Raw genomic sequence first — 10,713 nt, forward strand, 5'->3', positions numbered from 1 at the left:
GGTGTAGTTCGGTGGTAAACCGACTTCCTCCCCCGAGATATCGGGGGTTGTGCATTGTTCTGGGGATTAGCGTCCACACCTGTGGATAACTTTTGCCCACGTGTTTGTGGGTATGTGGACAAGGAGTGGATTTTGCGGGGATATGTGGACAACCTCACCGCTGGGACTCGCGAGGGCCCGGTATCAACAGGGTTATCAACATTGTTAATAACTCACATCGCTGTAGTTCGGTATCGTTCCTGGCCCGTGAGGCCCGCGGTTCCGGGAGTATTCCCCTTTGTAGGCACAGGTTTTCCCCAACTGTGGATAACTTGTGGGTAGCTGCCTGTTGTTAAGTGCGTAACTACGAGACCGGAACGTGTTCGGTCTGGGAGGCGACGGTTTGGGGCCTGCGGGCCGCGTCACTGATCCGCAACAGCAGGGCGACGATGATCCAGTTGGCAAGGAGGGACGATCCGCCCGCGGAGAGAAACGGCGTCGTCAGTCCAGTGAGGGGAATGAGCCGGGTGACGCCGCCGATAATGATGAAGCATTGAAGAGCCATGGAGAAGGCCAGACCACAGGCAAGGAGCTTCCCGAAGGCATCGCGAATGCCCAGGGCGGCCCTGAATCCCCTCGTGAAAAGGAGCAAATAGAGGAGGACGATCGCGAACAGCCCGATCAGGCCGAGTTCTTCACCAAGGGAGGCGATGATCATGTCGCTGTTCGCGAAAGGCACAAGGTCCGGGCTTCCGAGTCCGAGGCCCTTTCCGATCAGGCCGCCGTCGGCCATTCCGAACAGGCCCTGGACAATCTGGGCGCTACCTCCGGGAAAGCGGGTGAAGACCTGGGGATCGAAGGCGTTGATCCATGCGTCGATGCGCAAGCCGACATGGGAAAAGATCTTTGCTGCGGCGTACCCGCCCAGAAGCATGAGCACGACGCCGAGGACGAGCCAGCTGGCCCGGCTCGTGGCCACGTAGATCATCACAATGAACAGGCCGAACAACAATATCGACATGCCGAGGTCGTGCTGGAAGACCAGTACGCCAACACTCGCGGCCCAAGCAGTGATCATCGGCCCCGTGTCCTTGATCCTGGGAAACTGCAGTCGCCCGAATTTCCTGCCGGCCAACAAGATCAAGTCCCGGTTGGAGGACAGGTAGCCGGCAAAGAAGACGGCGAGCGTAATCTTCACGATCTCGCCGGGCTGGAACTGCAGGGACCCAAGGCGTATCCAGACATTCGCGCCGTTGATGTCTCCGGCGGAAATGCCAGGGACGAGGGGAAGGATGAGGAGGACGGCGCTGACCGCGAGTGCAATGAAGGTGTACCGGCGCAAGAGCCGGTGATCCTTCAAGAACCACAGCACCGCGGCCGCGACCAGGATGGAGACGACGGTCCACGTCAGCTGATTGGTCCCCGCATTGGTGCCGTTTGACGTATCCAGGCGTCGGATCATGGCGATGCCGAGGCCGTTCAGCGCCACCACAATCGGGAGGATCACCGGATCCGCATACTTCGCCTTGAACCGCAGGACAACGTGGAAGATCGCGGCCAGCGCCGTCAAGGCAATCGACTGGAGCCAGAATCCGCTGTCTAGGGCTTGTTTCTTGTCCACGCTGGTCATTGCAAGGGCGCCGATTCCGACGCCAAGTGCCAGTACCAACAGCACCATCTCCACGTTTCGGCGAGGCTTCGCCGGAATCGCTTGCTGGCTCATGGGCATCTTCTTTCGTGGATCTCGGGGCGGCCGGGCGGGTCCGGTCCAGTGGACCGAGATCGGGTCAGTGGCTCGACATAAGGTTCAGTGGCTCAACATAACGTTCAGTGGGCCATCATAGCCGCAGCAGCTGGGCGCCGGTCGGGAACAAACCCGGTCGATCAGCGGCCGGCCTCAGTAACGGGCTGTATCACCATGTCGTCGAGCTTTGGGAGCGCATGTTCAAGCCGGTGCCTGGCCTCCTTGGCCGTTTCTTCCACTGCCGACAAGGGCGCATTGGCGACCACGATGGTGGTGGCGCCCTGCAGGCGATGGCCCACCCAGCGCAGTTGCAGGCGCGGCACGGAAAGTACCCCGGGTGTCATTTCCAATGCTGCCTGGGCGCTGTCCAATAGTTCGGGCTCTATGCCGTCCATCAGTCGTCGTCCGATGCTCCGTACCGTGCCCCAGAGCAGGACGATGATGGCCGCCGAGATCAACAGGCCGACAATCGGATCCGCCAAGGGGAAGCCGAGCATCACGCCGCCGGCTCCAAGCACCACGGCGAGGGAGGTGAATCCGTCAATGCGCGCATGCACGCCGTCGGCCACCAGTGCAGCAGAGCCGATCTGCCGGCCGACCCTGATCCTGTAGACGGCTACGATTTCATTGCCCGCGAAGCCTATGAGACCGGCCGCAAGCACCCACCACAGGTTGTAGAGGGGCTGCGGGTGGAGCAGGCGATCAATGGATTGCCACGCGGCAACCACTGCCGAAAGCGCGACCACGCCGACAATGAACAGCCCGGCAAGGTCTTCCGCCCTGCCGTATCCATAGCTGTAGCGCCTAGTCGCCGCACGACGCCCCAAAATGAAGGCAATCCACAGTGGTATTGCGGTGAGTGCATCCGAGAAGTTGTGGATGGTGTCGGCCAGCAACGCGACGGACCCGCTGACGAGGACCACCAGGAACTGCAGGACGGTGGTGCCTAGGAGTATGAAAAGACTGATCTTCAGTGCCCGGACCCCCTGTGTGCTGGACTCGAGCGCATCGTCGATTGAATCGGCGGCATCGTGGGTGTGCGGGACAAAAAGCTCATACAGCCAGCCCTTGAGACCCTTGTGGTGCTCGTGGGAGTGTCCGTCGTGGTCGTGGTCGTGGTCGTGGTCGTGGTCGTGGTCGTGTCCGTCGTGGTCATGGTCATGCTCATGTACGTGGTGTTCGTGATGACCAAGCTGCTGGTGACCGCTCATGCCGATTCCTGTTCTGCGCGGTGGTGGGCAGGAGTACCGCCCAAGGCGTGTTCTGCTTGGAATATCGCATCCGCGACCAGCTGGCGTGCATGCTCGTTCTCCAGCCGGTACATGACCCTGGTTCCGTCCTGCCGCGTGGAAACCATTCTCGCCAAGCGCATTTTGGCAAGGTGCTGCGAGACCGCAGCCGGCGACTTCCCCACGCGCTCCGCCAGCGCCCCAACGGCCATTTCGCCGTCCCGGAGCGCCAGGACGATCCGGACCCTCGTGGCATCGGCCAGCATCGCGAACACTTCGACAGCCAATTCAACGTATTGGCTGTCGACTCCCAATGAGCAGGCCTTACTATCTGCATTCATATGCAGATTCTTTCACACTTTCCGGCCAGACCCGTGTCGAGGACTCGGGACTTGCTCCGGGGAGTCGTTCTGAGCAATGCACGGGAGGGCCCGAATGAAGTTCTCAACGCTTTCGCGGTGAACTCTCAGTGAACCCGTGAGTACAATCCACAGGGTTGTGCACATTGGGCAAAACCACAGGCCACGGGCGTGAAGGCCGGGCCATCACCCGAATGTCGCGGGTCCAGACCTCAGATGCATGGATGTCCACATGAATTGTCCACAGCTGTGGATAAAGTTACGCACTTCTGTGGAAAGAAGGCATCACTGCCAGACTCCGGAGCTTCCCCGCCGATGGCTGTCCAGCAAATGCGTATCGATCATGCCGATCGCCTCCATCAACGCATACATGGTGGTGGGGCCCACGAAAGCGAAACCCTTCTTACGCAGGGCCTTGGACAGGGCAATCGACTCCGGCGATTGGGTGGCTACGTCAGCAAAGGTCCGAGGCTCGGGCGTCGACTCCGGTTGGAACGACCACACGAAATCCACCAACCCGCCCTCGCTCCGCAAGGCTATGGTGGCCTTGGCATTGGTGATGGCTGCACGGATCTTGAGGCGGTTGCGCACAATCCCCGGATCCTGCATCAGCCGGTCGACGTCAGCCTCCGTGAAAACCGCGACCCTTTCAGGGTGGAAGTCCAGGAAAGCGGACCGGAACCCCTCGCGCTTGCGCAGGATGGTTGCCCAGGACAAGCCCGCCTGGAATCCCTCGAGGCTGATGCGCTCATAAAGGCCCTGTTCGTCCCGCACCGGCATGCCCCACTCGTGGTCGTAGTACTCGCGCATGAGCGGGTCGACGGATGCCCATGGCGGCCGCGCCAGGCCGTCGTCGCCAATGATGGTGCCGTTCTCGGACGGGGTCATGCGTTTTCCTCCACAGGAAGCCGGGCAGAAACTCTTGTTGACATTGTGCTGTTGACATTGTGCCTAAGCACTACGACATTCCCGTGACCCGCATCGTGATGTTGATCCGTCCTCTCGACAGCCCGCAGCCTTCAGGAGCAGTTCCGGGGAGTACTTTGGTGATGCCGTGGTAGGCAAAACGGGATGCTCCCCCGAACACGAAGAGGTCTCCTGAGGAGAGTTCGACGTCGGCATACGGCTTGTTCCGCGTCTCCACGTTTCCGAAGCGGAAGACGCAACTGTCTCCGATGCTGAGCGAGACCACAGGGGCCCGGGACTTTTCGTCCTTGTCCTGGTGCATCCCCATCTTTGCGGCCTCGTCATAGAAATTCACCAGCGCAGCGTCCGGCGTGTAGCCGGCGGCTTCGGCGGTGTCGCCGTATGCCTCGAGCAATCCCTTGCGGCCCAAGCGAACCATCCAGTCAGGAAAGTCGAGAACCCGCCGCCCATTGACGTCAAAGGCCTCGCGTGTGTATTTATAGGGCTGCCAGTGCCAGCCGAGGCAGACCGTCCGGACGGACATCGGGTGCCCTCCGGGCAGCACCGCGGCACGCAAAGGGACGGGACCCCGCGTCCACTCATCGAAACGGGCCACTATCCACTGCTGCTGCTCAAGGCTCAGCCAGCCCGGAACATGCACGGCGCCGGGCGCGATCTCCCGTGGCCCGGCGTCGGGCGCGTCCGGCAACTCAAGGGGAAACAGTGGCTCCGTCCACCCGGCGCTCATGCTGCCTCGAGAGCCAACAAAGCGCGTTTGGCTTCGGTGCCGCCGAGGTAGCTGCCAAACGATCCGTCGGATTTCACTACCCGGTGGCATGGAACAATCACCGGCAACGGATTGGTGGCACAGGCCGTGCCGACGGCGCGCACGGCCCGCGGACTTCCGGTCGCCAACGCCACTTGCGCGTAGCTTTCAGTGTGGCCGTAGGGGATTTGCGGCAAGTGTTCCAAGACGCTGAGGCGGAAGCCGCGCGAAAGGCTGAAATCAAGGGGCAGCTCGAACCGGTGCCGCACGCCGGCGAAGTACTCGTCCAGCTCGCGCGCCGCGGGAGCGAGGCGGTTCGGGGAGAAGAGGATGCGAGGACTGAGCCTTTCCGCGAGCAGCTGCAGCACGGCGTCGTGGTCTTCCTTTTCGAAGGCCACCCGCACCATCCCGCGCTCCGTGGCCGCCAGCAGCAGTTTGCCGATCGGGGAATCCACGGTTCGGTAGGCAATATCGAGGGCGTGCTGTTCAGCGGCCGCCGCTGCGAGGCGGTCATGGAGCCGCTGGATGGCGCCCGGTTCAACGGAATCGAAGGGTGCGAGCAGTTCGGAGACATCCGCTTCGTGATGGTGGATGGTCATGGGGTTTCTCCTTTCACGTAGCTCAGGGAGCCACCGGCGAGAATGGTACGCAGGGCCTTGACGCCGTCGGTTCCCGCTCGACGAGCGGCATCAGGCGTTCCGCCGAGAAGCCCGGCTACATCCTTGTAAGGGAGTCCTGCGAGGTAGTGGTATGCCACCGCCTGGCGCTGCTTCGGCGGAAGCTGCCCGACGGCGTCGAGCACCTCCCGGTGACCGTCTCCGGGGATGCCGAATCCGGACGGTCGAACAGGCAGTTCATCCACGGGAACCGGCTGGCGGTCCTTGGCGCGGACGATGTCGATGGCTTTGCGGTGGGCAATGGTGACCAGCCAAGCCTGCACGTTGGCGCCGACCGGAAGTCCGGGGTAGGCCTTCAGCGCGGAGAGGAATGTTTCGGACCAGCCGTCTTCCGCATCATGGGCGCCGAGGACCGCGCGGCACACGCGCAGGACTGTAGGTCCATGCTCCCGGACTACCAGCTCGAACGGCTTCTTCGGCTCCATTAGAAGAGCTTGCTTTCCTTCGCCGCCGCCGGTTCCTCGAGTTCCAGGAGGAACCGTTTGTTGTCCAAGCCGCCGGCGTATCCGGTGAGTTTCCCGTCGCGCCCCACAACTCGATGGCACGGGATGATGATGCTCAAGGGATTGCGGCCGACCGCTGAACCAACGGCCTGGGAAAGGTTGCGATCGCCCAGTTCAGTGGCCAAGTCCCCGTAGCTGACGGTATTTCCATACGGAATCTGTTCCAGCCTGGCCCAGACCCGCTGCTGGAACGGATTCCCTGAAGCCTTGAAAGGGACACCGAACACCGTTCGCTCGCCTGCCAGGTACTCGCCGAGTTCAACGGCAGCCTGCTGGAACAAGGAATCCCCGGCTGGGACCGCTCCACCGAAGAACTCCGGAGGCGGCATATGCCAATGTCCCTCGAAGAAGATGCCGGTCAGCAGCTCATCCCGGGCAGTCAGCGTGAGCTGACCCAAGGGGGAGGCAATGGTGGTGTGCCTGTTCGTCATGTCTAGTAGACGCTACAGGCAGCCAAAATGTGAGGTCGCCGCTCAGGAGCGCCAGCGCGTGGTCATGAGGAAGCCGACGATCGCGATGCCGAAACCCGCCACGATGTTCCAGGAGGCCCACGCCGGCACGGGAAGCTGGCCGCTGGTGATGTAGAACGTGATGATCCACAGCAAGCCAATGATCATGAGGCCGAACATGACCGCCTTGTACCAGACGGGGTTCGGCTTGTACTGCTGCGTGGTGGCCGCTTCGGTGGGGCGGGCGGCCCTCTTGCGGGGCTTGGACTCGGGCACGGATCCTCCTTGGCCGGCTGAATGAAAGGCCGAGCACGGGCTTGATATCCTGCAGGAAGGAAAATTCCAGCGGTCAACGCGCACGCGGCAATTCCGGGGTTCGTTCTAGCAGACAAGTCTAGCCGGATTTCGGGGACTGCCCGTCGTCGGGCATCCGCGCCTGTGAAGAGGAGATCCAGTGGCGCAGCAGCAGACGCAGCAAGCCGCTGCCGTGCCGGACGACGGCGCAGGAAACGGCCCCGGCCCCGGAGGATACAGGCCGCGCTCGGCGAGAAACGCGGGACGGGCCAGGGCGGGCATCGTGCGCACGATCGTCCTGGTCGTAGGCGAGCTACTCCTCACCGCGGGAGTCATCCTCTTGCTCTTCGTGGCGTGGGAGCTGTGGTGGACCAATGTCGAAGCCGACGCCAAGCAAAGCCAGGCCGTCCAGGGTTTTGCCAAGAGCCTTGCGGGACCTGTGGCACCTGTTGCCCCAGCAAACCCGGCTGCGCCGCCCAACTATGGGAAGCCCGTGGTTGCCCAGGCCCCCGAGCACGGCGGCATGATAGGCATCATGTACATTCCTCGATTCGGCCCGGACTATTCCCGGCCCATCATCGAGGGAACCGGTTCCGACATCCTGGACACGCTGGGCCTGGGCCACTACGGAACCACCAGCATGCCTGGAGCCCCGGGCAACTTCGCCGTGGCGGGACACCGCCAGACCCATGGTGCTGTTCTGGACAACATCCATCTCCTGGTACCGGGCGACAAAATATATGTGCAGACCAAAGACGGCTACTACACGTACGTTTTCCGCAACAACCAAATCGTGCTGCCCTCGCGGACGGACGTCCTTCTTCCGGTCCCCACACAGCCCGGCGCTACGCCTACGGAAAGCTACCTGACCATGACCAGCTGCAATCCGCGCTTCGGTTCCGAAGAACGGATCATCGCGTACTCAACGCTGGAAAGCTGGCAACCGGCCTCCGCCGGCCCGCCGCAGGACATAGCCAAGCAAGTCGCACAGACGCGCGGAAAGAGCTAAGCCCATGTACGGATGGATCTTCCGCCACCTCCCCGGACCCCTGTGGGTGCGCATCCTGACATCAGTTGCCCTCGTGGCATGTGCGCTTGTCCTGATGGTCCAGTTCCTCTTTCCCTGGATGTCACAGTTCACCACCCTCACCGACTCAACGATTGGTTCAGCACAGCAGCCATGAGCACAACAAAAATCCTCGTCGTGGACAATTACGACAGCTTCGTCTACACCCTGGTCGGCTATCTGCAGGAACTCGGTGCGGAGACCACCGTGGTCCGCAACGACGACGTCACCCTCGCCGAAGCGATTGAGCTGGCGGACGCGCGCGACGGCGTACTGATCTCTCCCGGTCCCGGCACTCCTGCCGAAGCCGGCGTCTGTATTGAGCTGATCAAATGGTGCGGGGAGAACAACAAGCCGATGTTCGGGGTATGCCTCGGGCACCAGGCCCTGGCAGAGGCCTACGGCGGGACCGTCACGCACGCCCCCGAGTTGATGCACGGGAAGACATCACCTGTGCAGCATGAAGGCAAGAGTGTTTTCGCCGGGCTCCCCTCGCCGGTGACCGCAACCCGTTACCACTCCCTCGCGGCTGTCCGGGAAAGCATCCCCGATGTCCTGGAAATCACCGCCGAAACGGCCGGCGGCGTCGTCATGGGCCTGCAGCACCGCACGGCGCCGCTCTGCGGCGTGCAGTTCCACCCGGAATCGGTGCTCACCGAAGGTGGCTACCTCATGCTCGGCAACTGGCTCGAGTCACTCGGGATGTCCGGGGCGGCCGCCCGTGCGGCCACCCTGAGCCCCCTGATCCAGCGCTAGCCGCCTAATCCGCCGAAGCCGGATCCGCCGCCGCCCCGGGTCTCACTGGGAGACGGCGTCGGAGTCGGCGTGGGCGTCGGACTGGGAGACGGGGCGGGAGCCTTTGCGACAGTGACGCTGATGGTCTTGCCCTGCTCCACAAGGGAATTGAAAGCGTCGCCCTGGCTCGTCACCTTACCGGGGGTCACCTGCGAGTTTTCCTGTTCGGTGACCGCGATGGCGAGGCCGTTTGCTTTGAGCAGCGCTTCGGCATCGGGCTCGCTCAAGCCCACGAGTTGAGGCACGGCTACCTTGCCCGTGGACACTACCAGGTCAACGGTGCTGCCCACGCCGACTACGGCCCCGGACGCCGGCTTGGTGCTGATGACGGAGCCTGCGGGAACCGTTGCACTATTGGCCAAGGTGCTTGACCCACCCACGAGCCCAGCCTGGCGCAGGAGGTCGCGGGCCGCGGCTTCGGTGAGGCCGCTCAGGCCTGCCGGGACAGTCGCCGAGACGGGCCCATCTGAGACCTTGAGCATGACTTGAGATTTGGGCGCCACTTCGGAACCCCCGCCAGGGTCGGTGCTGACCACCGTCCCCTTGGGAACCTTGTCATCCCGGACATGGGTGGACTCCGGGCTGAGGTTGGCGCCATACAGCATCTGCAGTGCCACTGCCTCGCTCATGCCGGCCACCTGCGGTACCGCGACCAGCGGCGGCGGGGCCGGCTTCTGGTTCACCGTGCTGTACACCCAGAATGCGCCGCCGGCCAACACCAGCAGTACAAGAACAACCACCACCGCGGTCCACGCGCGGCGGCGGGACTTCTGCCGGGCGGTCCGCTCCCGCTCAGGGACGAAACCAAGCGGCATGGCGTCGTCGTTGGCTGCTTCGGATTCCGGTTCGTCGGACGGCAGGGCCAGCATGTCCTGGTCGCCCGCGTACTGGCCGTTGCCCGGCCTTCCGGCCAGGGTGGTGTCGAGGAAGTCAGCGCCCGTCAGGCCGCGCGCCAAATCACCTTCCGAAATCTGTTGCGTCAATGGCAGGACGTCATGGACGTCCGTGGGTGCTCCTGCGGCGGATGCCGGGACTGCCACGCCGTTCTTGGCCGCACGCAAGGCACGGCGGAAAGCGGCGGCATCCTGGAAACGATCGGCGCGATTCTTCTGCAGGCCCTTGGCCAGGACACTGTCCAGTGCCTCCGATACGGCCGGGTTGAAGGTGCTGGCGGGCTCCGGGGTCTCGCGGACGTGCTGGTAAGCCACCGAGACGGGACTGTCTCCCGTGAACGGGGGGCGGGACGTAAGCATTTCAAACAGAAGGCACGCCGCCGAGTACAGATCGCTGCGGGCATCCACGGTCTCGCCGAGGGCCTGCTCGGGCGAGAGGTACTGGGCAGTACCAACCACGGCCTGCGTCTGGGTCATGGTTGCCGCGGAATCGGCCATCGCCCGGGCGATTCCGAAGTCCATGACCTTTACGTCGTTCGACTCCCCGGTCACCATGACGTTGGCCGGTTTGATGTCCCGATGGACGATCCCGGCCTTGTGGCTGTACTCCAGTGCGGCCAGGACGCCCAGGGTGAACTCGATGGCTTGATCGATGTCCAGTTCCTTGGCGCGGATCAGGTCGCGCACAGTCCGGCCGGACACGTATTCCATGACGATGTACGGGACCCGGACATCATCGCCCGGGCCACCGGACACGGTGTACTCGCCCGTGTCGTAGATGGCCACGATCGAGGAGTGGTTCAGGGCAGCCACCGCCTGTGCCTCCCGCTTGAAGCGGGCATGGAACTGCGGATCGCGGGCAAGATCGGCGCGGAGCAGCTTCACGGCCACGGTTCGTCCGAGCACTGTGTCAATGCCCTTGTAGACATCGGCCATGCCACCACGGCCGAGCAAATCACCGAGTTCGTACCGCCCGTTGAGGACGCGCTGGGATGTCATTGGGGTGCTGTCCTCTCTGTGGGCGGGGGTGGAGCGTCCGGTTGGCATGGTGTC

13 protein-coding genes are annotated in these 10,713 nt (G+C 63.1%); 3 read left to right on the top strand and 10 right to left on the bottom strand.

Going from position 1 to position 10,713, the window contains the following annotated elements; all coding sequences use genetic code 11:
• Positions 1–343: 343 nt before the first annotated feature.
• The 9 genes from J2S96_RS06740 to J2S96_RS06780 all read right to left on the bottom strand — a co-directional run bounded on the left by J2S96_RS06740 (position 344) and on the right by J2S96_RS06780 (position 6,888).
• Positions 344–1,702, bottom strand: a complete 1,359-nt coding sequence (locus J2S96_RS06740) for an FtsW/RodA/SpoVE family cell cycle protein (RefSeq protein WP_306861149.1) — start codon at positions 1,700–1,702, stop codon at positions 344–346.
• Positions 1,703–1,863: 161 nt separating this feature from the next.
• The gene (locus J2S96_RS06745; protein WP_306861151.1) at positions 1,864–2,934 is read right to left on the bottom strand and encodes a cation diffusion facilitator family transporter; all 1,071 of its coding nucleotides are present in this window, start codon (positions 2,932–2,934) and stop codon (positions 1,864–1,866) included.
• Complete coding sequence (locus J2S96_RS06750) at positions 2,931–3,293, bottom strand: ArsR/SmtB family transcription factor (RefSeq protein ID WP_306861153.1); 363 nt, start codon at positions 3,291–3,293, stop codon at positions 2,931–2,933. Before J2S96_RS06750 ends, J2S96_RS06745 begins: the two co-directional genes overlap by 4 nt.
• Before the next feature lie 303 nt (positions 3,294–3,596).
• The gene (locus J2S96_RS06755) at positions 3,597–4,199 is read right to left on the bottom strand and encodes a DNA-3-methyladenine glycosylase I (protein WP_306861155.1); all 603 of its coding nucleotides are present in this window, start codon (positions 4,197–4,199) and stop codon (positions 3,597–3,599) included.
• A gap of 70 nt (positions 4,200–4,269) precedes the next feature.
• The gene (locus tag J2S96_RS06760) at positions 4,270–4,965 is read right to left on the bottom strand and encodes an alpha-ketoglutarate-dependent dioxygenase AlkB family protein (protein ID WP_306861157.1); all 696 of its coding nucleotides are present in this window, start codon (positions 4,963–4,965) and stop codon (positions 4,270–4,272) included.
• Entirely contained in the window at positions 4,962–5,582 is a 621-nt protein-coding gene (locus tag J2S96_RS06765) for a methylated-DNA--[protein]-cysteine S-methyltransferase (protein ID WP_306861159.1), read from the bottom strand. Before J2S96_RS06765 ends, J2S96_RS06760 begins: the two co-directional genes overlap by 4 nt.
• Positions 5,579–6,085: an RNA polymerase sigma factor gene (locus tag J2S96_RS06770; RefSeq protein ID WP_306861161.1), complete on the bottom strand. Its 507-nt coding sequence runs from the start codon at positions 6,083–6,085 to the stop codon at positions 5,579–5,581. The genes J2S96_RS06765 and J2S96_RS06770 overlap by 4 nt, the downstream gene beginning before the upstream one ends.
• A complete protein-coding gene (locus tag J2S96_RS06775; RefSeq protein WP_306861163.1) occupies positions 6,085–6,594 on the bottom strand; it encodes a methylated-DNA--[protein]-cysteine S-methyltransferase in 510 nt (169 codons plus the stop codon). The genes J2S96_RS06770 and J2S96_RS06775 overlap by 1 nt, the downstream gene beginning before the upstream one ends.
• Positions 6,595–6,636: 42 nt before the next feature.
• Positions 6,637–6,888: a cell division protein CrgA gene (locus J2S96_RS06780; RefSeq protein WP_306861165.1), complete on the bottom strand. Its 252-nt coding sequence runs from the start codon at positions 6,886–6,888 to the stop codon at positions 6,637–6,639.
• Positions 6,889–7,066: 178 nt separating this feature from the next.
• On the opposite strand from J2S96_RS06780, the gene J2S96_RS06785 reads away from it, so the two are divergent.
• From J2S96_RS06785 to J2S96_RS06795, 3 genes are read left to right on the top strand one after another with little or no spacing between them, the layout of a single operon-like run.
• Complete coding sequence (locus J2S96_RS06785) at positions 7,067–7,915, top strand: class E sortase (RefSeq protein ID WP_370873016.1); 849 nt, start codon at positions 7,067–7,069, stop codon at positions 7,913–7,915.
• A 4-nt stretch (positions 7,916–7,919) separates the two neighbouring features.
• Complete coding sequence (locus J2S96_RS06790; RefSeq protein ID WP_306861167.1) at positions 7,920–8,090, top strand: hypothetical protein; 171 nt, start codon at positions 7,920–7,922, stop codon at positions 8,088–8,090.
• Positions 8,087–8,728: an aminodeoxychorismate/anthranilate synthase component II gene (locus J2S96_RS06795; protein ID WP_306861169.1), complete on the top strand. Its 642-nt coding sequence runs from the start codon at positions 8,087–8,089 to the stop codon at positions 8,726–8,728. Before J2S96_RS06790 ends, J2S96_RS06795 begins: the two co-directional genes overlap by 4 nt.
• Here J2S96_RS06795 and pknB read toward each other — a convergent pair.
• Positions 8,725–10,707 (bottom strand): Stk1 family PASTA domain-containing Ser/Thr kinase, encoded by a 1,983-nt coding sequence (pknB, locus tag J2S96_RS06800; protein ID WP_370873017.1) that lies wholly within the window; start codon positions 10,705–10,707, stop codon positions 8,725–8,727. The genes J2S96_RS06795 and pknB overlap by 4 nt on opposite strands.
• Between the last annotated feature and the right edge of the window lie 6 nt (positions 10,708–10,713).

Origin of the sequence: Arthrobacter bambusae (assembly GCF_030812595.1) — a bacterium.
Classification (GTDB): domain Bacteria; phylum Actinomycetota; class Actinomycetes; order Actinomycetales; family Micrococcaceae; genus Arthrobacter; species Arthrobacter bambusae_B.